The organism is Rhodococcus sp. NPDC019050, from assembly GCF_055664235.1.
In genome coordinates, this window is the sequence record NZ_JBVOON010000004.1 from 262,318 (window position 1) to 287,447 (window position 25,130).

Annotated in this window: 18 protein-coding genes; 3 read left to right on the forward strand and 15 right to left on the reverse strand. The window is 65.2% G+C overall.

Annotated elements, in window-relative coordinates; translation table 11 throughout:
* Positions 1-91: 91 nt before the first annotated feature.
* The 12 genes from rpsQ to AC0B44_RS07640 form a co-directional block, all read right to left on the reverse strand.
* On the reverse strand, positions 92-376 hold the full coding sequence (gene rpsQ / locus AC0B44_RS07585; protein ID WP_471902305.1) for a 30S ribosomal protein S17: 285 nt from the start codon (positions 374-376) through the stop codon (positions 92-94).
* Entirely contained in the window at positions 373-609 is a 237-nt protein-coding gene (gene rpmC, locus AC0B44_RS07590) for a 50S ribosomal protein L29 (protein WP_072699606.1), read from the reverse strand. Before rpmC ends, rpsQ begins: the two co-directional genes overlap by 4 nt.
* A complete protein-coding gene (rplP, locus tag AC0B44_RS07595; protein WP_072699607.1) occupies positions 609-1,025 on the reverse strand; it encodes a 50S ribosomal protein L16 in 417 nt (138 codons plus the stop codon). Before rplP ends, rpmC begins: the two co-directional genes overlap by 1 nt.
* Positions 1,026-1,028: 3 nt before the next feature.
* Positions 1,029-1,826: a 30S ribosomal protein S3 gene (gene rpsC / locus AC0B44_RS07600; RefSeq protein WP_072699608.1), complete on the reverse strand. Its 798-nt coding sequence runs from the start codon at positions 1,824-1,826 to the stop codon at positions 1,029-1,031.
* Positions 1,826-2,224, reverse strand: coding sequence for a 50S ribosomal protein L22 (gene rplV / locus AC0B44_RS07605; RefSeq protein ID WP_169619970.1), 399 nt, complete (start codon positions 2,222-2,224; stop codon positions 1,826-1,828). The genes rpsC and rplV overlap by 1 nt, the downstream gene beginning before the upstream one ends.
* Positions 2,221-2,502, reverse strand: a complete 282-nt coding sequence (rpsS, locus tag AC0B44_RS07610) for a 30S ribosomal protein S19 (protein ID WP_072699610.1) — start codon at positions 2,500-2,502, stop codon at positions 2,221-2,223. The genes rplV and rpsS overlap by 4 nt, the downstream gene beginning before the upstream one ends.
* A gap of 19 nt (positions 2,503-2,521) precedes the next feature.
* Positions 2,522-3,355 carry a 50S ribosomal protein L2 gene (rplB, locus tag AC0B44_RS07615; protein ID WP_471902306.1) on the reverse strand — a complete coding sequence of 278 codons (834 nt, stop codon included), beginning with the start codon at positions 3,353-3,355 and terminating at the stop codon, positions 2,522-2,524.
* A gap of 38 nt (positions 3,356-3,393) precedes the next feature.
* Complete coding sequence (rplW, locus tag AC0B44_RS07620; RefSeq protein WP_072813738.1) at positions 3,394-3,699, reverse strand: 50S ribosomal protein L23; 306 nt, start codon at positions 3,697-3,699, stop codon at positions 3,394-3,396.
* Complete coding sequence (gene rplD / locus AC0B44_RS07625; protein WP_471902307.1) at positions 3,696-4,376, reverse strand: 50S ribosomal protein L4; 681 nt, start codon at positions 4,374-4,376, stop codon at positions 3,696-3,698. The genes rplW and rplD overlap by 4 nt, the downstream gene beginning before the upstream one ends.
* Complete coding sequence (gene rplC / locus AC0B44_RS07630) at positions 4,373-5,026, reverse strand: 50S ribosomal protein L3 (protein ID WP_169619973.1); 654 nt, start codon at positions 5,024-5,026, stop codon at positions 4,373-4,375. Before rplC ends, rplD begins: the two co-directional genes overlap by 4 nt.
* A 28-nt stretch (positions 5,027-5,054) precedes the next feature.
* Positions 5,055-5,360, reverse strand: a complete 306-nt coding sequence (gene rpsJ, locus AC0B44_RS07635; RefSeq protein WP_003938093.1) for a 30S ribosomal protein S10 — start codon at positions 5,358-5,360, stop codon at positions 5,055-5,057.
* Between the two features lie 463 nt (positions 5,361-5,823).
* On the reverse strand, positions 5,824-7,479 hold the full coding sequence (locus tag AC0B44_RS07640; protein ID WP_471902308.1) for an amidase: 1,656 nt from the start codon (positions 7,477-7,479) through the stop codon (positions 5,824-5,826).
* Positions 7,480-7,743: 264 nt separating this feature from the next.
* Here AC0B44_RS07640 and AC0B44_RS07645 point away from each other — a divergent pair, with 264 nt between their 5' ends.
* The 3 genes from AC0B44_RS07645 to AC0B44_RS07655 are packed head-to-tail and all read left to right on the forward strand — an operon-like array spanning position 7,744 to position 10,494.
* Positions 7,744-8,790, forward strand: a complete 1,047-nt coding sequence (locus AC0B44_RS07645; RefSeq protein ID WP_169619974.1) for an ATP-binding cassette domain-containing protein — start codon at positions 7,744-7,746, stop codon at positions 8,788-8,790.
* On the forward strand, positions 8,787-9,644 hold the full coding sequence (locus tag AC0B44_RS07650; RefSeq protein WP_169619975.1) for an ABC transporter permease: 858 nt from the start codon (positions 8,787-8,789) through the stop codon (positions 9,642-9,644). The genes AC0B44_RS07645 and AC0B44_RS07650 overlap by 4 nt, the downstream gene beginning before the upstream one ends.
* A gap of 4 nt (positions 9,645-9,648) precedes the next feature.
* On the forward strand, positions 9,649-10,494 hold the full coding sequence (locus AC0B44_RS07655) for an ABC transporter permease (protein ID WP_169619976.1): 846 nt from the start codon (positions 9,649-9,651) through the stop codon (positions 10,492-10,494).
* 80 nt (positions 10,495-10,574) lie between these two features.
* Here AC0B44_RS07655 and AC0B44_RS07660 read toward each other — a convergent pair whose 3' ends face one another.
* The 3 genes from AC0B44_RS07660 to AC0B44_RS07670 all read right to left on the reverse strand — a co-directional run.
* Positions 10,575-11,633 (reverse strand): alpha/beta hydrolase, encoded by a 1,059-nt coding sequence (locus AC0B44_RS07660; protein WP_169619977.1) that lies wholly within the window; start codon positions 11,631-11,633, stop codon positions 10,575-10,577.
* A gap of 134 nt (positions 11,634-11,767) precedes the next feature.
* Positions 11,768-20,680 carry a non-ribosomal peptide synthetase gene (locus AC0B44_RS07665; protein ID WP_471902309.1) on the reverse strand — a complete coding sequence of 2,971 codons (8,913 nt, stop codon included), beginning with the start codon at positions 20,678-20,680 and terminating at the stop codon, positions 11,768-11,770.
* Positions 20,681-21,100: 420 nt separating this feature from the next.
* Positions 21,101-25,130, reverse strand: a 4,030-nt coding sequence (locus AC0B44_RS07670) for an amino acid adenylation domain-containing protein (RefSeq protein WP_471902310.1), incomplete at its 5' end; no start/stop codon positions are given.

Genomic DNA, 25,130 nt, shown 5'->3' on the forward strand with positions numbered 1-25,130 from the left:
TCGCCGTGACGAAGAACAGCACCCCCGCCACCCGAGTGATCGGGTGCCGGGGGTGCTGTCGATGTACTTCAACCGACGATGCCGGAAAGGCCTACTTGGCCTTCTCGAGCACCTCGACGAGACGCCACCGCTTCGACGCGGACAGCGGACGGGTCTCCATCAGCTGCACGCGGTCGCCGACGCCGGCAACGCTGTTCTCGTCGTGAGCCTTCACCCGGGTGGTACGGCGGATGATCTTGCCGTACAGCGGGTGCTTCACACGATCCTCGAGCTCGACCACGATGGTCTTTTCCATCTTGTCCGAGACGACATAGCCGATACGAACCTTGCGGCTCGCGCGCTCTTCGTTCTTGGTCACTGTCTTTTCCTCACTCATGCCACATCACCCGTGTTCGGGCCGGTGGCCAGTCCGAGCTCACGCTCGCGCAGCACCGTGTAGATACGTGCGATCTCGTTACGAACGACACGCAGCCGACGGTTGTTGTCCAACTGCCCCGTGGCCATCTGGAAGCGCAGGTTGAACAGCTCTTCCTTGAACTCACGGACCTTGTCGGCAAGCTCTGCGTCGCTCAGCTCGCGGAGTTCCGCGGCGGGGGTACCGGTAGCCATCAGAACTGCTCCTCCCTCGTCACGATGCGGCACTTGCAGGGGAGCTTGTGCATCGCGCGACGCAGGGCCTCGCGAGCAATCTCCTCGTTCGGGTAGCTCATCTCGAACAGAACCCGACCGGGCTTGACGTTCGCGACCCACCACTCGGGCGAACCCTTACCGGAACCCATGCGGGTTTCGGCCGGCTTCTTGGTGAGCGGGCGATCCGGGAAGATGTTGATCCAGATCTTGCCGCCACGCTTGATGTGCCGGGTCATGGCGATACGAGCGGACTCGATCTGCCGGTTGGTGATGTAGGCGGGCTCGAGAGCCTGGATGCCCCATTCACCGAAGGTCACCTGGGTTCCGCCCTTGGCGGCACCCGTACGGCTCGGATGGTGCTGCTTGCGGTGTTTGACCCGCCGTGGGATCAACATGCGTCAGCCCTCCTTGTTCTCAGTCGAAGCGGGGGCGTCGGCCGAGGCTGCGCGGCCGGCGTCGGTGCTCGTCGCCGTGGTGCCCGACGCGCCGGAACGACGCGGGCGGCTGGGACGCTCACGACGCGGGCGGTCGGCGGGAGCAGCTGCAGCAGCAGCGAGCTCACGACGTCCACCGACGATGTCGCCCTTGTAGATCCAGACCTTCACGCCGATACGACCGAAGGTGGTCTTGGCCTCGTACAGGCCGTAGTCGATGTCCGCACGCAGCGTGTGCAGCGGAACGCGACCCTCACGGTAGAACTCCGAGCGCGACATCTCGGCGCCACCGAGGCGGCCCGAGCACTGCACGCGGATGCCCTTGACGTTGGGCTGACGCATGGCCGACTGGATGGCCTTGCGCATCGCCCGACGGAAGGCAACACGGTTCGAGAGCTGCTCGGCGACGCCCTGCGCCACCAGCTGAGCCTCGGACTCCGAGTTCTTGACCTCGAGGATGTTCAGCTGGACCTGCTTACCGGTCAGCTTCTCGAGCTCGGCGCGAATGCGATCGGCTTCGGCGCCGCGGCGACCGATGACGATGCCCGGGCGTGCGGTGTGGATGTCCACACGCACACGGTCACGGGTGCGCTCGATTTCGACCTTCGCGATGCCGGCGCGCTCGAGGCCCGAGGCCAGGAACTTACGGATCGCGACGTCTTCCTTGACGTATTCCGCGTACTGCTTGTCTGCGTACCAACGCGACTTCCAGTCGGTGGTAATGCCCAGACGGAAGCCGTGCGGGTTGATCTTCTGGCCCACTACTGAGCTCCCTTCCGGCGGTTGCGAGTCGAACCCGACCGAGATGCGACGCTTTCCACGATCACGGTGATGTGGCTCGACCGCTTGCGGATTCGGAACGCACGGCCCTGGGCACGCGGCTGGAACCGCTTCAGGGTCGCACCCTCGTCCACGTACGCCGTCGCGACGACGAGCGTGCTGGGGTCGAGGTTGTAATTGTTCTGCGCGTTCGCAGCAGCAGAGGCGATCACCTTGGCGACCGGCTCGGCCGCGGCCTGCGGCGCGAACTTGAGGATAGCGAGGGCTTCCTCGACGGACTTACCGCGAACGATGTCGACGACGCGGCGCGCCTTCATCGGGGTTACGCGCACGTGGCGCGCAACAGCCCGAGCGCTGTTGGTTGTGGTTTCAGTGCTCATCGACGCTTGCTCTTCCGGTCGTCCTTGATGTGGCCCTTGAACGTACGGGTCGGTGCGAATTCACCGAGCTTGTGGCCGACCATCGAATCCGAGATGAACACCGGCACGTGCTTGCGTCCGTCATGGACGGCAAACGTGTGACCGATGAAGTCCGGCAGAATCGTGGAACGGCGCGACCAGGTCTTGATGACCTGCTTGGTGCCCTTCTCGTTCTGGACGTCGACCTTCGCCAGGAGGTGGTCGTCGACGAACGGGCCCTTCTTGAGGCTGCGTGGCATTCTCTAACTCCCTCCTTGACTAGCGCTTTTTACCGGTACGGCGGCGACGGACGATGAGCTTGTCGGACGCCTTGTTCTTGCGGGTACGGCCTTCCGGCTTACCCCAGGGGCTGACCGGGTGGCGACCACCCGAGGTCTTGCCCTCGCCACCACCGTGCGGGTGGTCGACCGGGTTCATCACGACACCACGGACGGTCGGGCGCTTGCCCTTCCACCGCATACGGCCAGCTTTACCCCAGTTGATGTTCGACTGCTCGGCGTTGCCGACCTCGCCGACGGTTGCGCGGCAGCGCACGTCGACGCGACGGATCTCACCGGACGGCATACGCAGCGTGGCGTAGGTGCCTTCCTTACCGAGGAGCTGGATGCTCGCGCCGGCGGAACGTGCCATCTTGGCGCCGCCACCCGGACGCAGCTCGACTGCGTGGATGGTGGTACCCGTCGGGATGTTGCGCAGCGGCAGGTTGTTACCCGGCTTGATGTCGGCCGTGGGGCCGGACTCGACCGGAGCACCCTGCACCAGGCCCTTGGGGGCGATGATGTAGCGCTTCTCGCCGTCCACGTAGTGGAGCAGCGCGATGCGAGCGGTGCGGTTGGGGTCGTACTCGATGTGAGCGACCTTCGCCGGAACGCCGTCCTTGTCGTTGCGACGGAAATCGATCAGGCGGTAGGCGCGCTTGTGGCCGCCACCCTTGTGTCGGGTGGTGATGCGACCGTGCGCGTTACGTCCACCACGACCGTGCAGCGGGCGAACCAGCGACTTTTCGGGCGTCGACCGAGTGATCTCGGCGAAGTCCGACACGCTGGCGCCACGACGGCCCGGCGTAGTCGGCTTGTACTTACGGATTGCCATGAGTCTTCTCGTCCTCTATCTCTCGAGAGTTCCGGTCGCTACGCGACCGGGCCTCCGAAGATCTCGATGGGCTTGCTGTCGGCGGCCAGGGTCACGAGCGCGCGCTTGGTGTCCTTGCGCTTGCCGTAACCGGAGCGGGTCCGCTTGCGCTTGCCCTGACGGTTCGCGGTGTTGACGCTTGTCACCTTGACGCCGAAGACCTTCTCGACGGCAATCTTGATCTGCGTCTTGTTCGAGTCCGGGTGGACCAGGAAGGTGTAGGTACCGTCTTCCATCAGTCCATAGGACTTCTCGGAGATGACGGGAGCCAGCAGGATGTCGCGCGGATCGGCGATCGTGCTCACTTGGTCTCCTCCTTGAATTCCTGGCCGGACTCTGCCGGGCCGTGGATGAACGCGTTCAGCGCTTCGACGCTGAACACAACGTCGTCGCTGTAGAGCACGTCGTAGGTGTTCAGCTGATCCGGCGCGAGCGCGTGGACGTTCGGAAGGTTCTGAACCGACTTCCACGCCGCCACGTCTTCACGGCCGACGACGAGCAGGACCTTCTTGCGGTCGCTGATTTCGCCGAGGAACGTGCGAGCACCCTTCGTCGACGGGGTCTGACCCGCGACGAGTTCGGTGATCACGTGGATGCGCTCGTTGCGCGCCCGGTCGGAGAGGGCACCGCGGAGAGCGGCAGCCTTCATCTTCTTGGGGGTGCGCTGCGTGTAGTCACGCGGCTGCGGGCCGTGGACGACGCCGCCGCCGACGAACTGCGGTGCGCGGGTCGAACCCTGGCGGGCGCGGCCGGTGCCCTTCTGGCGGTACGGCTTCTTGCCGCCGCCGCGGACCTCGCCACGAGTCTTCGTGGAGTGCGTGCCCTGGCGAGCCGCCGCGAGCTGCGCGACGACGACCTGGTGCAGCAACGCGATGTTCGCGGGAGCGTCGAAGATCTCCGCGGGGAGATCGACGGTTCCGTTGGACTGGCCACCGGGCGCCTTGACGTCCAGCGTCAGCTTGGTTGCGGTCTCGGTGCTCATGCCCGTGCACCACCCTTCACTGCAGTCTTGACGATCACGAGGCCGCCCTTACGGCCGGGGATCGCGCCCTTGATCAGGAGCAGACCGTTCTCGGCATCCACCTTGTGGACCGAGAGGTTCTGCGTCGTGATGCGGTCGGAGCCCATCCGGCCGGACATGCGCGTGCCCTTGAACACGCGGCCCGGGGTGGCGCAGCCACCGATGGAACCCGGACGACGGTGCACAGCCTGCGCACCGTGCGAGGCACCCTGGCCGGCGAAGCCGTGACGCTTCATCGTGCCGGCGAAGCCCTTGCCCTTGGAGGTGCCGGTGACGTCGACGAATGCGCCGTCCTCGAAAACCTCTGCGGTGAGCTCCTGGCCGACCTCGTAGTCCGAGGTGTCCTCGACGCGAAGCTCGACGAGGTGGCGGCGCGGGGTCACGCCTGCCTTGTCGAACTGGCCGCGGACGGGCTTGTTGACCTTGCGGGGCGCGATGGCACCGAACGCGAGCTGCACGGCGTTGTAGCCGTCGCGCTCCTCGGTACGAACCTGCGTGACCACGTTCGGTCCGGCCTTGACGACGGTCACCGGAACGACCCGGTTGTTCTCGTCGAAGACCTGGGTCATGCCGAGCTTGGTGCCCAGGATTCCCTTGATCTGGTTAGTCATGTGTTATCTCCGCTGCGTCTTCCGAAGCTCACTGAATGTTGACATCGACGCTCGCCGGAAGGTCGATACGCATGAGCGCGTCGACAGTCTTCGGCGTCGGGTCGAGGATGTCGATCAGCCGCTTGTGGGTACGCATCTCGAAGTGCTCGCGCGAGTCCTTGTACTTGTGCGGCGAACGAATGACGCAGTACACGTTCTTTTCTGTAGGCAACGGCACCGGGCCGACCACGCGGGCACCCGTACGGGTGACCGTCTCGACGATCTTGCGCGCAGATGCGTCGATCGCCTCGTGGTCATAGGCCTTGAGCCTGATGCGGATCTTCTGTCCCGCCACGCTTAGTGTCCTTTTCTTGCCGCGTTTCGTAGCACCCGAACAGGCCGGGAACCACCTCGTCTGCACAGTTCCCCAGGGGAACGGCGACAGAGAACAGCACTGGAATACACATTGCGAGCCGGGTTCACCCGATCCGCTGCCGCTGTTCATCTGTCATTGTTCTCCGGTCCACGCGGTCGGGCGTGTCGCCCAGTCGCTCATTCCCCGGTGCGGAGCTGTGAACTCCGACACCGCAAAGAACGGGACCGAATGCACTCATACGAGCGCACACTGGTACTGCTTCCGTCTTGCTTTGTGGCCGCAACCAACCCTCGGGTCGAGCAGCGACTGTCACGATTTCCCGATCCGAGCCGCGAAACAACCCATGGCCCGGTCAAGGCAACCCGACCAGTATGCAGGAGTCCCCACGAGAGTTCAACTCGGCCCCGTGCGTGGTCCTGCTCACCGCGCTACCCGAGGAGCATTATTCCACCGGATTCATCGGAGGTGTGCGCACGGGGGCGGCGGCACCGTGGGTGTTGGTGGGGTCCGGTCCGGCGCCCGGAGGTCCCCGCAGCACCTCCGGAGCCCGGCCGGTCGCCGGCACGAGCACCGGCTCCTCTCGCCAGATCGGCAGTGCCGCTTGCACTTCGAGGCCGATCGCAATCAGCTCGGCGTCCTGCCAGGGGCGTGCGCCGAGCTGAACCCCCACCGGCATCCCGGTGGACCTCGATCGCCCCGCCGGAAGTGTCACGACGGGTGCCCCCGCGTAGTTCGCCCACCGCACGTCGCCCACCACGCCCGAAGTCACGCTGACACCGAGGAACTCGTTGCGGCGGGCCCCGTCGACCGCCGACCCCGCCACCGCGATGGCGTCGAGGTCCTGGTCCGCGAACATCCGGTTGTACTCCGCCTGGAAACGGAGGCGGTCGCGCTCGAGCCGAAAGTAGTCACCGGCGGGCACGGCCAAGGACGCCACGGCCGCTGCCGCCAGCACGGCGTTCTGCGGCCGGTACAAGTCGAGGCGATCGCCGAACTGCTGATGGTAGGAGCCCATCTCCACCCGGTCGCCGGTCGCGAGCGACGAGGGCATCGCCGGCATCGTCACGGTCACGGTGACAGCCCCGAGGGCACGGAGGAGATCCAGGAACGTATCGACGACCTGCTGCACCGCCGCCGGGGGAACCGGCTCGGGATTCGAGGGCACCCCGATCCGGATCCCGGCGAGAGGCGCAGCCCCTCCCCGGGCAGCGACGAGATATCCGCCCTCGGGAACCCGGGGCCCGAGGGAAGTGATCGGATCGTCCGCGTCCGCTCCGGCCAGCACCGACATGAGCAGGGCCGCATCGCCGAGGCTGCGCGCCATCGGACCGACGTGGTCCCGGGTCCAGGTCAGCGGAATCATGCCGTGCGAGGTGATGCGCCCGTAGGTGGGTTTGATCGACGACACACCGCAGGCGCTCGCGGGCAGCCGTACCGAACCTCCGGTGTCGCTGCCCAGAGCGAGGGGCACGAAGCGCGCCGCGAGAGCGGCTGCACTGCCTCCCGAAGAGCCCCCGGGCGAGAATCTCGTGTTCCAGGGGTTGCCGACCTGTGGGGTCGTGACCCCGATCGCGAACTCGTCGGTGTGCGTGTGACCCATGAGTACCGCGCCGGCCGCGTCGAGCCTCCGCCACACCCCCGAGTGACCGGCTGCGATGTTGCCCTCGAGCACCCGGCTCGACGCGGTCAACGGCAGACCGGATACCGCGAAGATGTCCTTGAGCGCGATCGGCAGCCCGCACAACGGGGAGATGTGCGTCTGCTCGCGTCGCGCGCGGGCGAGACGCTCCCCCGCCGCATCCGCCGCCTCGTACGCGAGTTCTGGATAGAGCCGCACCCAGGCACCGATGTCACCGTCGAACGCGCGGGTGCGGGTGAGGCACGACTCGAGCAACTCGCGGGGATGCAACAGGCCGGCGCGCAGAAGTGCAGCGGCGTCCACGGCGCTCATCAGCGCCGGATCGCCGGCGGTGACCGTCTCCGGCTCCGGCAGTCTGTGCCGAGCTGCCCGAGAGGTAGCGGCCGAGACCGAACCCCAGGCGACCAGTCCGCCCGCCGCTCCCCCGATCAACTGCCGACGCGTTACTGGGACTGCCACGCCCCCAGAAGACCACGGATCGACCGGATTCGCCGGTCGGGGGTGTCCCGTTGTGATCTTGTCTCGAAAACGGCGCGGCGGCTCGATTCCTCCCACCATCCGTTGCCAGAGGCCCGCCGATACACCATTGGACCCGCCTCGTTGCAGTGACGCCGGTAACATCGCCTCTCGACGGCAGCGCATCCGTCATGGTCGGCGGCACCGCCGCCGGCGGGAAGACGAAGTCCCGATGCAGGGCGGGACCGAGTTCGACGGTGGAGTGTGATGCTGAACAGTCATGATCAGGCAGTCCTCGTGGAGGACGTGCACAAGTCTTTCGGCGATGTCGAGGCCCTCGACGGGATCGGTTTCACTGCCGCTGCGGGGCGTGTCCTCGCCATTCTGGGACCCAACGGAGCCGGAAAGACCACGATGGTCAAGGTCCTGTCGACGTTGTTGCGCCCCACTTCCGGGCGAGCGGTCGTTGCGGGACACGACGTCGTCACCGACGCTGCGGCGGTGCGCCGATCCATCATGATGACCGGCCAGTTCGCGGCGCTCGACGACACGCTCACGGGCCGGGAGAACCTCGTGCTCTTCGGCCGGCTGATGGGTCTCGACAACGCATCGGCGAAGCGGCGCGCCGACGACCTCCTCCGCCAGTTCGATCTGGTCGAAGCCGCTCGCCGCCCGGTGAAAGGCTACTCCGGCGGCATGCGACGCCGCGTCGACATCGCCTGCGGACTGGTGGTCCGCCCGGAGGTGGTCTTTCTCGACGAGCCGACCACGGGACTCGATCCGCGGAGCCGGCAGGGCGTGTGGGCGCTGGTGTCGGCGCTCAAGGACCAGGGGATCACGGTGCTCCTGACGACCCAGTACCTCGAAGAGGCGGATGTACTGAGCGACAACATCATCGTGATCGACAAGGGCACCGTCATCGCCGAGGGCACAGCCAACCAGCTCAAGGCATCGGCAGGAGGCAGCTTCTGCGAGATCGTGCCGGTCGAGCCCCGCGCCCTCCCGGCCATCGCGCAGGCGCTCGGTGACATGGTGCCGCCGGACGCTCGCGCGGCGTTCCCCCTCGGGACCGAAGGAGACGAGGACAGGATCTCGATCCCGGCACCCGACGGCGCCGCGACCCTCACCGAGGCTCTTCGGCGCCTCGAACCGCTCGACGTGGACCTCGCAGATATCGGGCTTCGGAGGCCGTCGCTCGACGACGTGTTCCTGCGTCTCACCGGACACACCGCGACGCCCGTACCGGGTGAGTCGCCGGCGGACCCGTCCGCCGGAGAACGACCGGAGGCGGCGGTGGCGGGGGAACTACCGTGACGACACGCACCGATCGGGCGCCGCTCCCCGACCCTCCGTCGACCGGCTCGTCCACTCCGGGTTCGGGCGACAGCCCCGGAGGAGACCATCGCCGGATCGCGCCCGCCGCCTCGAAGCAATGGTGGGTGCTGACCACGCGCGCGCTGCGGACGATGGCGCGCAACGGCGAACTCGTGGTCGCGGTGATAGCGCCGGTCGTCTTCGGACTCGGGTTCTACCTACCTCTCAAGTTCGTGATGCAGCTCCAGGGCATCGACTACGCGCAGTTCCTGATGCCGATCATCGTGTTGCAGTCCATGGCGTTCACCGCGATCTCCGCGGCTCAGCTTGCTGCGTCGGAGGCATCGACCGGACTGACGACACGAATGCAGACGATGCCGGTGGTGGCTGGGATACCGATGCTGGCCAGATTGGCGGCCGGGACGGTCCGGTCGATCGTGTCGCTGATTGCGGCCATCGGATTCGGCTATGCGATCGGTTTCCGGTTCTCGGCGGGATTCGGCCAGGCGGCCTTGTTCTGCGCGACCGCACTCGCCATCAGTGTTCTGCTGTGCCTGGGCGCCGACGCGATCGGAAGCCTGTCCAAGAGCCCGGAGGCGACGTCTCAGGCGCTGACACTCCCACAACTGATCCTCGGGATGCTCTCGTGCGGATTCGTGCCCGAGAGCGGCTTTCCCGAATGGATCAGGCCGTTCGTCCGCAACCAGCCCATCTCGCAGTTCTCCTTCGCGATGCGCGACATGGCGCAGGACGGCGTGACATGGGAAGTCTTCAGGCCGAGTGCGTTCTGGATGATCGGGCTCGCTGTGGTCTGTCTTCCGGCAGCTCTCTGGGCCACGACGAGGAGGGGGTGAGCGGATGAGCGACACCGTCGAATCACGCCCGAACGGCACGGTTGTGTACCCGGCAGCCGACCATGCGCGGGACGAGAACTCTCTCCCCGCGTTGTGGGAGCACAGCCGGTTGCAGTGCGGGCGCCTCCTGCTGCGGTGGGCGCGCGATCCGGTAACTCTGATCCAGGCGTTGATCTACCCGGCGCTGACGCTGGTGATGTTCCGGATCGTGCTCGGGGACAGCATCACCGCCGCGACCGGGCAATCGTCGATCTTCGGTACCGTTCCCATGATCGTGCTGGTGGGCGCGATGTTCGGGTCGGTGGTGAGCGCGGTCGGGCTGCGCGCCGAGCGCGACTCCGGACTGCTGGGACGCTTCTACACCCTGCCGATCCATCGTTCGGCCGGCCTCGTGGGCCGCCTCATGGCAGAGACGATACGAGTCTTCGTGACCTCGCTCGTGATCGTCGCCGCGGGGATGGTGATGGGTTTCCGGTTCACCCAGGGCCTCGGCGCTTCCGTCCTGCTTTTCGTGGTGCCGCTGATCTTCGGTATCGGCTTCGCGATGATGGTGACGGTGCTGGCAACCGTTCCCGGACGAATTCCCCTGGTCGAACTGGTGTCGATCGTCTGCACGATGCTCATGTTCTTCAACTCGGGATTCGTGCCGGTGATGGCCTACCCGACCTGGCTCCAGCCGATCGTGGCCAACCAGCCGATGTCGTGCGCAATCGACACGATGCGCGCGCTGGCGATCGGCGGGCCGGTGGCCGAACCGTTCGTGAAAACGCTTGCGTGGTCGCTCGGAACCGTGGCGGTGTTCCTCGTTCCGGCGATCAGAGGGTACCGGCGCGCGGCGCAGAACGGCTGACGAACCGGGCAGTCCAGGCGGCAGAAAGCAGTGAAGCCTCTCCCACAGGTGGGAGAGGCTTCACGCGTTCACAGCCGATGTCAGATGCCGAGGGCCTTCTGCAGCACAGGCCACGAATCCTTCAGGTCGTCCTGCCAGTACTTCCACGAATGAGTGCCGGAGTCACGGAAGTTGTAGGTCGCGGGGATGTCCAGCTCGTCGAGCCGGTCGCGAAGATTGTGAGTGCAGTAATTCGTCGCGGCTTCGATGACACCGCCCACGACCACCTGATTGGCGAGAATCTCCACCTTGCCGTCGATCTCCGGGCCGTAGAGGGTGTCGTACTGTCCGGGCAGTCCGTTGCCGTTGGAGATATAGAGCTCGAGACCCCGAAGTTTCTCGGCGTTGACGTACGGGTCCTTCTCCACCCAGGTCGGATCGTCGGTTTCACCCCACATATTGCGAGTGTCGCCCCCGCCCCACACCTCGGTGGTGATCTTGACGAACTCCTGCCCGATCGGATCGGAGGTCTGCGCACATCCGCTGTAGGCGGCCACACCCTTGTAGAGACCCCCGCCCGCGATCGCGAGCTGGAGCACCGAGGTACCCGATGAGGACAAACCGGCGATCGCGTTCACACCGTTGGTTCCCAGCGCCGCATCGATCAGCGGAGGAACCTCCTTGGTCAGGAAGGTCTCCCATTTGTTCACGCCGAGGGCCGGGTCCTCCTGATTCCAGTCGGTGTAGTAGCTCCACTTACCACCGACCGGCGAGACGACGTTGAGATTCTTGTCCTTGAAGAAGTCGATGGCGTCGGTACGGTAACGCCACGTCGCGCTGTCTTCTCCGCCACCGGCACCGTTGAGCAGGTACAGCGTGGGGCGCGGTTCACTGATGTCTGCCGGACGCCATACGTCGAGCAGGATTTCCTTGTCCATCGAGGCCGAGTAAACGTAGACCAGCAACTGCTGCTCGTCGTACTTTTCGATGCGGCTGATGTGCGATCCGTTCTCGCTCGTCACCGACTCGAGCGGCTGCAGGGTGTCCGCGACCGGATCAGCCGCTGCCGGGGAGACCAGCAGAGCGGAAGAGAACAACGCGCATGCTGCGCCTGCAGTCAGGACGCGAAGTCGTCCGGATCCTCGTCTCGGATGCTTCATACGGTTCTTTCACCTTTTTCGGGTTGGACAGCGTGGTCGACATCAACGGCGCCTCGTCCGAGGCGAGTACGAACGGAACGTACCCGATCGCAGCCTACGTACAGTTACATGCGTCGCATTCCAGCGGCAACTTGTTACACCACATTCCGTTTGAGGTAGTGGTCGAGCACGGGGCCGATCTCCGCGAGCGCCTCCGTCGAGGTCATGTCGTCGTGGCTGAAGTCGATCGGTACATCGGTGACATGTCCGGTCACGAGGTGAGCCCACCGCTTCGCCGCTCCGTGCCGGGCGGGCGGATGGTTGGCTGCACTGAAATACAGGATGTCACCGTCGAACGTTCCCGGGAGATGCGATGCGATCAGTTGTCCCGATCGGACGGCGCTTCGGTACAAGTTGCGGAAACGCTCGAGGGTGAGCGCGCTGAGCGCAGTCACGTCCTGTGCCATCGTGTCCCAGAGTCTTCGGATGTGTTCGTCGGACAGGGCAGCCACATCGTCCGAGTCCTCGAGCATCACGCCGATCTGTGCGAGGTTGGCGCGAATGGCACGGCGGAACTCCGCTGCCTCGAGATCCCAGTGGCTGTCCAGCATCACGAGGCTTTCCACGAACTCGCCCTGCTTCTGCAACTTCACGGCGACTTCGTGTGCCACCACTCCTCCGAGCGACCATCCCATCAGGTTGTACGGTCCCTCGGGCTGCGCCGTCCTGATCTCCCGGAGATAGTCGTCCGCCATCTCCGCGATGGTTCCGGGAAGGTAGTCGTTGTCCGACAGTGCGCGCGTCTGTATCCCGTACAGGGGCCGATCGTCCACGAATCCGGTCAGGCCCGAGTAGGTCCACGCGAGTCCGTACATCGAATGGATGCAGAACAACGGGTTTCCGGAACCGTGCGTACGGAACGGCAGCAGAACCTGTACGGCGCCGTCCGTGAGCGGATCGAAGTCCTCCTCGCTCCCGGCATCGGTTTCGATGCGGTGCGCGAGTGCAGCTACCGAGGAGTCGGTGAACAACCACTGGACCCGAACTTCGACCCCCGTCTCCTTCTGCAGCCGGCTGGCGACCTGCGTCGCGACCAGGGAGTTGCCTCCGAGGGCGAAGAAGTTGTCGTCGAGACCGACACGCTCGAGGCTCAACACGTCCGCAAACGTCGACGCCACACTCTGTTCGACGGTTGTCTGCGGCGCCCGGAACTCGCGAGCTTCGAAGGTAGGGGAAGGCAACGCCTTGCGGTCCAACTTGCCCGACGAACCCAACGGCAACTCATCGAGCACCATCAAGACCGACGGCACCATATACGCGGGCAACAACCCCGAGACAAACCCCGCCAACTCGTCACGATCCACAGTCTCGCCCGCAACAGGCACCACATAACCCACCAGCTGATCCCCGAGATCAAAGGCCGACACCACCACCACAGCGTGAGCGATCGACTCGTGCGACACCAACGCCGCCTCGATCTCACCGAGCTCGATCCGCAACCCCCGCAACTTCACCTGAAAATCGGTACGACCGATGTACTCCAACTCCCCATCAGCAGACCACCGCACCAGATCACCCGTGCGATACAACCGCTCACCCACACCGAACGGCGACGCCACAAAACGCTCCGCCGACAAATCCGGCCGACCCACATACCCACGAGCCAACTGCACACCCGACAGATACAACTCACCCGCCACACCCACCGGCACCGGCGCCAGTCGGCTGTCGAGCACAAACACCTGCGTATTCCACACCGGCGCACCGATCGGAACCGACACGGTATCGGCCGAGGTCACCTCGTGGAACGTCACATCCACCGCGGCCTCGGTCGGACCATACAAATTGTGCACAGCAGCATTCGGAAGCATCGCACGCGTCCGCGCCGCCAACGACGGCGACAACGCCTCACCCGAAGCAAACACGTAGCGCAGACCCGACAGATCCGAGACCCCGGCCTCGGTTACGAACACCGCCAACATCGACGGCACAAAATGCGCCACCGACACCGAACGCTCGGCCATCACCGTCGCCAGATAGGCCGGATCCCGATGACCGTCCGGAGCAGCCATCACCAACCGCGCACCCACACCCAACGGCCAGAAAAACTCCCACACCGACACATCGAACGTAAACGGCGTCTTCTGCAACACCACATCATCTCGGGTGAGCGAGTATTCGTGCTGCATCCACTCGAGACGATTGACAATCGCCCCATGCGAGACCGCCACACCCTTCGGCCGGCCCGTCGACCCCGACGTGAAAATCACATACGCCGTATTCGACGGCCGCACCGGCGCAATCCGCTCATCATCGGACACCGGACCGGCCGCAACGCTCGAAAGATCCAGCGTGTCGATCGACACCACCGGCACCGACCCGGACCCGGAATCGGAACCGGGAAGCTCGAACCCGTCCCGCGACGTCGACACCACCAACACCGGCGACACCGACTCCACAATGAAACCATTCCGCTCGGCAGGCTGATCCGGATCGATCGGCACATAGGCGCCGCCCGCCCGCACGATCGCATACATCCCCACCAGCAGATCCAACGACCGGCGCATCTCCAGCCCCACCGTCGTCTCCGGACCCACAGCCCGCGAGATCAGATACCGCGCAAGCCGATTGACCCGCGCATCGAACTGCGCATACGTCAACGACTCGTCTTCGAACACCACCGCAATCGCGTCGGGATTCGAAAGGACCTGCGCATCGAACCGGTCCAGCAACGTCGACTCCGGCACCGGATGCGACGTATCGTTCCACCGCTCGAGCACCGCAATACGCTCATCGGCGCCCAGCAAATCGATATCGCCGACCCGCAGCGCCGGATCGGCCACCACCGCCTCGAGGATCCGCACGAACCGATCCGCGAACGTCTCCACCGTCGAAGCATCGAACAGCTCGGTGGCATAGGTGAACTCCGCACGGAAACCGGCCGGCGAACCGTCCTCCGCAAACCCCTCCGACAACGTCAACTGCAGATCGAACTTGGCGATCTGCGCATCGAAGTCGACACCCGAGACACTCAGACCGGGCAGCTCGAGCTCCGCAGCCGCCAAATTCTGGAAAGTCAGCATCACCTGGAACAGCGGATGACGCGCCTGCGAACGCGCAGGATCGAGCACCTCCACCAACCGCTCGAACGGCACATCCGCATGCGCGAACGCATCGAGATCTGTCCCCCGAACGGTATCGAGGAACTCCCCGAACGGGACCCCACCATCAACCGACGTCCGCAATACGAGCGTGTTGACGAACATACCCACGAGATCATCGAGCGCAGCCTCACCACGACCCGCGACGGGCGTCCCGATCGCAATATCGGACTGGGCGCTCAACCGTGACAGCAGCACCGCTAGAGCTGCATGCACGACCATGAATTCCGTTGCACCACTGCGGCGTGCGAGATCAGTTAGATCGGAACGGACGCGCCGATCGATCGTGAATCCGTGCGAGGCACCCCGGTAACTCGACACCGCCGGGCGGGGCCGGTCGGACGGCAACGTCGACTCCTCCGGCAGGTCCGCCAAAGCACTGCGCCAGAACTCGGTTTCCCGCGCGAGCAGCGACTCCGGATCGGACTCGTCGCCGAGGACCTCACGCTGCCACAACGTGTAATCCGCGTACTGCACCTCGAGTTCGGCCCAAGCGGGTTCCTTGCCCTCCACCCGTGTCACGTACGCGGCGACCACATCCCGGGTCAGGGGCGCCCTAGAGAACCCGTCGCCGGAGATGTGATGGACCACGACCACCAGCACATGCTCTTCCGGCGTGATTCGCAGCAGCCGCACCCTGATCGGAACCTGCTGCGTCACATCGAAACCGGCAGCCACAACCTCCGTGACACGTGCCGGGACCTCGTCGGCCGCGACAGTTTCCGGACGTACCTCGACGATCGAGTCCGATGCGGGCAGGACCTCTTGGAATCCGACCCCGTCGATCTCCGGATACACCGTCCGCAACGACTCGTGTCGCGCGACCACATCCGACACCGCCGCCTGCAACGCATCGACATCCAACGAGCCCGACAACCTGATCGCCACCGGAATATTGTTGACTGCAGATTCTGGATCCAGCCGGTTGAGGAACCACATCCGCTGCTGCGCCAACGACAGGGGAATCTGTGCCGGACGCACCCGCGCAACCAACGGAACCCCGACACCCCCACCGGACACCTGCTCCACCCGCACCGCCAGTTCCCCGACGGTGGACGCCTCGAACAGCACGCGCACCGGCACCCGAGTATCGAGTGCCGCACCCAGGCGCGCGACCACCTGGGTCGCAATCAGCGAGTTACCACCCAAAGCGAAGAAATCATCATCGAGCCCGACCCGCTCGACACCGAGCACCTCGGAAAACACCGACGCCACGACCTGCTCGGCAGAGGTAGCCGGAGCCCGGAACTCCGTGACCTCGAACACCGGATCCGGCAACGCCCTACGATCCAGCTTGCCATTAGCATTGAGAGGCAACCCCTCGAGCACCACAAAAGCCGACGGCACCATATACGCCGGCACACTCCGACCCAGCGCGAATGCAACCTCCCCGGTATCGAGATCGATACCCGGCCGAGGAACCAGATACGCAACCACACGGGTACCCACACGCTCACTCTCACGAGCAACCACAGCCACGTCACGAATGTCGTCCATCCGCCGCAGCGCCGACTCGATCTCACCGAGTTCGATCCGGAAACCACGAACCTTGACCTGGAAGTCGGTACGACCCAAATACTCGAGCTCACCGTCACTCGTCCACGCCACCAGATCACCCGTGCGGTACAACCTCTCACCATCACCCCACGGCGACGCCACAAACCGCTCCGCCGTCAGATCAGGCCGCGCGAAATACCCACGGGCAAGCTGCGCACCCGCAAGATACAACTCACCCGGAACACCGATCGGCACCGGCTGCAAGCGCGCATCGAGCACATACAACCGGGTGTTCCATTGCGGTGATCCGATGGGCACGGATACGGCATCGTGCACGTCGGCGGTGTGCTCGGTGACCGAGACCGCAGCCTCGGTCGGACCGTAAAGATTGTCCAACCGGGCCTCATTGCCGGCAAGGAACCGCTGCGCTGTAGACGCAGGCAACGCCTCACCGATAGCGAGCACCCGGCGCAAAGACGACGGCAGAACACCGTCCCTGTCCGTCATCAACGCAGACAGCATCGACGGCACCACATGCAGAGTCGTCACACCCTCCGACGCGACAAGCCCGTTGAGATACGCCGGGTCACGATGACCGTCCGGCCCCGCAACAACAACACGGCCACCGGAGACAAGCGCCGACCAGAACTCCCACACCGACAGATCGAACGTCGCAGCAGTCTTGAGCAACAGCGCATCATCCGGACCGAGACCGTATTCATCCCGCATCCACAGCATCTGGTTGACAATCGCCGCATGAGAGACCGCCACACCCTTCGGCCGCCCCGTCGAACCCGACGTGAAAATCACATACGCCGTGTTCTCCGGCCGCAACGGCGCCACCCGATCGACATCCCTGACCGGCGAATCCGAATACCCGTCGAGGTCCGCAGTGTCGAGCCGAACGACGACGATCCCGGAACCCACGCCCTCGGGAACATCGAAACCGTCACGCGCAGTGGTCAACACCACCGTCGGCGCTGCAACCGACAGAATGTAGCCCGTACGCTCGGCGGGCTGATCCGGATCCACCGGCACATACGCACCACCGGCCTTGGCCACCGCATACATCCCCACCAGCAGCTCGACCGACCGCCGCACAGCCAGCGCCACAGTCGATTCCGGCCCAACCCCCACAGAGATCAAATGACGGGCAAGACGGTTCACCCGAGCATCGAACTCCTGATACGACAGCGACAAGCCCTCGAACACAATCGCGGTCGCCGCCGGCTCCCGACGCACCTGAGTGTCGAACAAATCCACCAACGTCACCGGCGCACCGAGCGGACGGCTCGTGCGGTTCCACTCCTCCAGAACCAGGTTCCGCTCCTCGACCCCGAGAATATCGAGATCTCCCACCGGAAGCCCCGGCTCGGCGACGATCTGCTCGAGCACTCGCACGAACCGCTCCGCGATCCCCACAACCGTCGACCTGTCGAACAGATCCGTCGCGAACGTCAACACGCTACCGATCCCCGCCGCAGACCCGTCCTCGTGGTAACGGTCCGCGGCGACCAGATGCAGGTCGAACTGCGAGGTCTGCACTTGCGCATCCAACCCCGACACCGTCAGACCCGGCAGCTCCAGGCTCGTCGTCGCCAAGTTCTGGAACGACAACCCCACCTGGAACAGCGGATGCCGTGCGGTGGACCGTTCAGGGTTGAGAACCTCGACGAGACGCTCGAACGGAACATCGGCATGCGCGAACGCCTGAAGATCCCGCTCGCGTGTCTGCTCCAGCAGAGCATCGAACGAACCGCTCACATCCACGTGGGAACGCAGAACCAAAGTGTTGACGAACATACCGATCAGATCGTCGAGCTCGCGACGTCCCCTACCCGCAATCGGCGTGCCGACCGTGATGTCCTCGGTACCCGACAAACGCGCGAGCAACACAGCGAAAGCCGCATGCACCGCCATGAACAACGTCGAGTTCCGCGCTCGTGCGAACTCAACCAGCTTACGATGCAAATCAGCGTCGATGTCGAACTCGACGTCGTCGCCGGCAAAGGACTGTTCCGCCGGCCGTGGCCGGTCGGTCGGAAGGTCCAGCTGATCGGGAAGGCCGTCCAAAGACTGTTTCCAGAACGCGATCTGCTTGGCTGCCAACGACTCCGGGTCCGACTCGTCGCCGAGTACCTCACGCTGCCACAACGAGTAATCCGCGTACTGCACCTCGAGCGCCGACCACCCTGGGGCCGCGCCCGCGGCCCGCGCCGCATACGCAGTGACCACATCCCGGGTCAACGGCCCCATCGAGAACCCGTCACCGGAAATATGATGAATCACTACCACCAGCAGATGCTCCTGCGGCGCGACCCGCAACAACCGCACCCGCACCGGAACCTGGAGCGTCACATCGAAACCGGTAGTCACAGCCTCAACGACCCGCCCCGGTGCATCGTCGGCACTCACGTCCTCGACCCGTACCTCCACGACCGCATCGCCGGCACCGAGCACCTTCTGGAAACCGACCCCGTCGACCTCCGGATACACCGTCCGCAACGACTCGTGCCGCGCGACCACATCCGACACCGCCGCCTGCAAAGCGTCGACATCCAGCGAGCCCGACAATCTGATCGCCACCGGGATGTTGTTCGCCGCCGACCCCGGATTCAACCGGTTGAGGAACCACATCCGTTGCTGCGCCAGCGACAACGGCACCAGCTCGGGACGGGTTTGCGCGACGAGAGGGGTCTCGTTCCCTACCGCGAGGGGTTCGATCAGGGCCGCGAGTTCTCCCACCGTGGAGTGCTCGAACAGCAGGCGCGCGGGTACGCGGGTGCCGAGGCGTTCACCGAGGCGCGCGGCGAGTCGGGTCGCCACGAGTGAATTGCCACCCAGTGCGAACAAGTCGTCATCGAGCCCGATGCACTCGACACCGAGGAGTGCGCCGAACTCTTCCGCCACGGCAACCTCGAGCGCAGTTGCGGGTGGACGAAACTGCACCGAAACCGACTCCGGCTCAGGCAACGCCGCACGATCGATTTTGCCCGACGGCGTCAACGGCACATCATCCAACACGACGATCGCCGACGGAACCATGTGCGCCGGAAGCATTTCCGACACCGTTGCGGATATCTCTCCGGCATCGATCCCGACACCTCCCGCGGAATGCACATACGACACCAGTCGCATCTCACCCGCCGGCGTCTCGCGGCCCACAGTGATCGCGAAATCGACTCCATCGGAGGTCGCAAGCGCGGCATCGATTTCACCGAGTTCGACCCGAAGGCCGCGGATTTTGATTTGGAAATCGTTGCGCCCCAGGTAGATCAGTTCGTCGTCGCCACTACGCGGCGCACGGACGAGATCACCGGTGCGGTAGAGCCTCGTTCCGTCGGGACCCGCAACGAAACGTTCGGCTGTCAGACCCGGTCTGCCCCGATAACCACGAGCAAGAGCGGGACCCGACACATACAGCTCACCCGCAACGCCGGGCGCGACCGGATTCAGGCGGCTGTCGAGTACGTACGCACCCAGATTTCGCACCGGTGTACCGATGGTCACCGGCCTCCCCGGCTCGAGAGCACCGCTGCAATGCGTCATGATCGTCGCTTCGGTCGGCCCGTAGGCGTTGAGGAACCGCCGTCCCGGTGCCCACCGCTCCACCACATCCGGCGGGCACGCCTCGCCGCCCGACACCACCATTTCGAGTCCGTCGAGTCCCTCGGAATCGAGCGACGCCAACACCGCGGGCGTAATCAGCGCGTGGGTCACCCGGTGACGACGAAGAAGCTCGGTCAGTTCGGCGCCGGCGAACGCATCGGGCGGGGCGACGACCATGGCAGCACTCACGGAAATCGCCATCAGCCATTCGAGCACCGACGCGTCGAAGCTGGGCGAGGCGACGTGAAGGGTGCGGGAGGATGCAGTGGCCCCGAAGCGGTCCACCATCTCTTGTACCAGGTCGGACAGACCGCTGTGCGTCACCGGAACGCCCTTCGGGCGGCCCGTGGACCCCGAGGTGTAGATGACGTACGCCGGGTTCTCGGGTCGCAGGACACTTACGCGCTCGTCGAAGGACACCGGAGCGGGCGACAGCGCTTCCACTTCGGCCCTCGATTGCGGGTCGTCGAGCGCGAGCCACTCCACGGTGTCCGGCAGCGACGACACCGTCGCCGCGAGCGTAAGCCCGATCGCCGCACCCGAATCCGCGAGCATGTACGCGACGCGATCGGGAGGGTAGTTCGGATCTACCGGAACGAAGGCCGCACCGGTCTTCGCCACCGCCCAGATGGCCAGCACGGACTCGAACGACCGGGCCAGCGAGATTGCGACAATGTCTTCGGGGCCGAGTCCACGGTCGATCAACGCTCGCGCGAGGCGCGAAGAGTCGGCGTCGATTTCCGCGTACGTCCACGAGCGATCCTCGAACATCACCGCGGGAGCAGAAGGGTTACGTTCCACCGCGGTCCCAAGCAACTGCGGCAGAAGTATCGCGCGCGAACCCCGCCGACGTGCGGGACGTCGACGCTCCCGTCCACGTTCGGACACTGGCGGCCGCCCACTCTCGGGTTCGCCGACGTTTTCCCGTGCGACGCCGTCCCCTTGCTGCATGCCGGCCTTGCGCGAGGCTTCACTCACCACTGGTCTCGCTTCCCTCATATCTCCGTTTCGGCCGTCGCCGCCCGTTGGTTACCGGACAGTCGTCAGCTGCCCAATAGAGCATCGTGGGCCGGGGGTCATGTTACGGCTACTGGTGGGTCGCACCCGTTGGGATGACCTCGCGAGAGCCCCCGCAACACAAGGAAATTTGGCGTTCTTCCTGTTCAGGGTGCAAATCATGTCCTCCCGAGTGACCGCCGGCCCCGGCTCCCATGGCGTCCCTCACCGACCCGTGGCCCAGGGATCTCTGGACGGGCTGAGAACCCACGCCGCATCGGACGGCGCGCTCACGTCTTCGCCGTCGGTCACGAACACCGTCTCGAGGTCGGCGCACGTTGCCAGGGCATCCACCGCATCGCGGGGCACGAACGCGTGGGTCACCCACTCTTCCTCCGCGAGATGGGCGACATCGGACGCGTTGTCCGCCATCACCACTACGGCACCCGCGAGGGCGGCAGCAAGTACGGCATGGAGCACCCACCGATTCGCGTCCGGACCGGCAACGAGAATCCTTGCGTCGTAGGTCAACTCCTTGCCGACGATACCGTTGCGGAGGAGCGCGACCGCCCTTCCCTGGGAGAGCGCGGTGTCCGGGAAGCGGATCCCCGCATCCCCGAGACTCGGTACGGCGGTCCGCTCGGTGTAGGCAATCGTCCGCGCCGAGAGGCCGGACACCTCCGAGACCAGGTCCGGTGCGTCCATAGCCAGTCGTCGGCCGGAGCCGTGAACGTCGCGGTCGGTGGTCGTCAGTACCCAGCGGGCAGCCTCCGACGACCCGACTGCCAGTGCCGCACCCGACTTGACCACTGCCCACGCAGCGATCACCAAGTCGATGCCTACAGGCAGATCGACGCAGACCGTCTCCCCCGGGCCGGCTCCGAGGGCGATCAGGTAGCGAGCCCACTGCGACGAGCGTTGTTCGACCTCGCCGTAGGTCGACTCGACGTCGCCCACCACCACTGCCGGCGCATCGGGATCGGACTCGACGGCGACGCGCAACTCCTGCGCGATGGTGACGTCGGCGTCCTGCACCGTCGTGGTGTCCTGACGCGGAGCGCTGCCTGTCACCGCTGTGATCTCGTCCTCCGTGCGGAGTTCGATGTCTCCGACGATCGCCGCGGGATCCGCAGCCACCTTGTCCAAGAGAGCCACGAAACGACGGGCGAACGCATCCACGGTGCCCTCGTCGAACAGATCGGTCGCGTAGGTCAGTGCTACCGACATGCCTGCCGGCGTTCCCTCCGGGGTGTCGTGAGGTTCGACGGTGACCTGCAGGTCGAACTTGGCCGCGAGTTCCCCTGTGCCGATCGTGTCGACCGTCAGACCGGGCAGTTCCATCCGTGCCTGCTCGAGGTTCTGGAACGACAGGACGGTCTGGAACGCGGGATGACGAGCGGACGACCGAGCGATCCCTAATTCGTCGACGACACGCTCGAACGGAATGTCCGCGTGCGTGAACGCTTCGAGGTCACCGGATCGCACTGCGTCGAGCAGCGACTCGAAGGCCGTGGCCGGATCGACGTCCGTGCGCAGCGCGAGCGTGTTGACGAACATGCCGACCACGTCGTCCAGTGCTCGGGCGCCACGGCCCGCCACCGCGGTACCGACGACCACATCGCGGGAGTTGCTCAGCCGGGAGAGGAGGACGGCGAGAGCGGCGTGCACCACCATGAACAGGGATGCCCGGCGCGACCCGGCGAGTGAGTCGAGACGGGCATGGGTCTGCGCCGACACCTCGATCGTCGTGGTTGCACCCCGGCCGCTCGCCTGGGCGGGACGCGGACGATCGGTGGGCAGGTCGAGCAGATCCGGTATGCCCGCGAGCCTCTCACGCCAGTAGGCCAGTTGAACCCCGGCGGGCGAGTCGGGATCGTCGGCGTCGCCCAGTACCTCCTGTTGCCAGAGCGCGAAGTCGGCGTACTGCACCTCGAGCGGAGGCAAGGCCGGGGCCGTTCCTGCCGCCCTGGCGATGTATGCGCCCATGAGGTCGCGGGCCAGCGCGGGCAGCGACGCACCGTCTGCCGAAATATGGTGCACGACAAGCACGAGCACGTGGTCGTCCGGACCGAGCGTTACGAGAAGACCTCGAACAGGCACCTCGGTGGTGACGTCGAATCCGCGCCCGGCGACCTCCGCCACGGTCTCGAATGCCTCTTGCTCCGAGGCTGCGGTCACCACCGTCAGGTCCTCCACCGTGGTGGCCGGAACGATCTGCTGCCGAGGGCCGTGTTCGTCGTGCGGGTACACGGTGCGCAGTGCCTCGTGACGTTCGACGACATCACGCACCGCCGCACCCAGGCCCGCGACATCGAGTTCGCCACGCAACCGGATGCCGAGCGGGATGTTGTAGGAGCCGGACGTGGGGTCGAGCTGGTTCAGCACCCATATTCGCTGCTGAGGAAGGGACAGCGGAATCCGTTCGGGGCGGGTTCTCGCCACGAGTTCCGGCCTCCCGGATGCGACGGGACCCGCGTCGATACGCGCTGCGAGGCCGGCGACGGTGGGCTCCTCGAACAATTCACGGATCGCCAGCGAAGAAGCGAGGGCCTCGTTGACTCGGGCGATCACCCGGGTAGCGACCAGAGAGTTGCCACCGAGCGCGAAGAACGAATCGTCTGCACCTACTCGATCGATTCCGAGGACATCGGCCCATACCTTCGCGATCGTGATCTCGGATTCGGTTGCGGGATCTCGAGATTCGCGATCTCCGAAGACAGGGGAAGGCAACGCCTTGCGATCGAGCTTCCCACTGCTGTTGAGCGGCAACTCATCGAGCACCATCAAGACCGACGGCACCATATATCCGGGCAACAACCCCGAGACAAACCCCGCCAACTCGTCACGATCCACCGCGGCCCCCACAACAGGCACCACATACCCCACAAGCTGATCCCCGACACCCGAGGCCGACACCACCACCGCAGCCTGGCTGACCGACTCGTGCGACACCAACGCCGCCTCGATCTCACCGAGCTCGATCCGCAACCCCCGCAACTTCACCTGAAAATCGGAACGACCGATGTACTCCAACTCCCCATCGGCATTCCACCGCACCACATCACCCGTGCGATAAAGACGCTCACCCACACCGAACGGCGACGCCACAAAACGCTCCGCCGACAATGCTGCACGCCCGAAATACCCCCTCGCGACCTGCACACCCGACAGATACAGCTCACCGACAACTCCGACCGGCACCGGCACCAGCCGCTGGTCCAAAACATAGGTCCGGGTATTCCACACAGGGGTGCCGATCGGGACCGCACCCGCAATACCCGCCTCGGCCGACCGCGCCGTGACATGCACCGTCGCCTCGGTCGGACCGTACAAGTTGTGCAACTGCGGCAAACCGAGTCCAGCGCACTGATCGACCAGCGACGCAGGGAACGCTTCACCCGCAACAAGAACCACACGCAACGACGCGCACTCCTCGCGCGTGGCGACAGCGGCGAACACAGCAAGCATCGACGGCACGAACGACGTCGCAGTAACCCGCTCCTGATGGATCACGCGAGCAAGATACGCCGGATCCCGATGCCCATCTGGGCTCGCGATCACCACACGCGCACCCGCTGCCAACGCACCGAACAGCTCCCACACCGACACATCGAACGTGAACGGCGTCTTCTGCAACACCACATCTTCCGGCGACAGCCCGTACTCGGCTGTCAGCCACGACAACTGGTTGACCACCGAATAATGCGAAACCGCCACACCCTTCGGCCGGCCCGTCGAACCCGACGTGAAAATCACATACGCCGTATTCGACGGCCGCACCGGCGCGGTCCGCTCACCATCCGACACCGGACCGGCTGATACGTCGGCAAGATCGAGAGTGTCGATCGACACCACCGGCACCGACACCGACGCGGGAACCTCGAACCCGTCCCTCGACGTCGACACCACCAACACCGGCGCCGCCGACTCCACAATGTGCGCATTCCGCTCGGCAGGCTGATCCGGATCGATCGGCACATAGGCGCCACCCGCCCGCACAATCGCATACATCCCCACCAGCAGATCCAACGACCGGCGCACCGCCAGCCCCACCGTCGTCTCCGGACCCACACCCCGCGAAATCAGATACCGCGCAAGCCGATTGACCCGCGCATCGAACTGCGCATACGTCAACGACTCGTCTTCGAACACCACCGCGACCGCATCCGGCGACGCAGCAACCTGCGCGTCGAAGCGATCCAGCAACGTCGACTCCGGCACCGGATGCGACGTATCGTTCCACCGCTCGAGCACC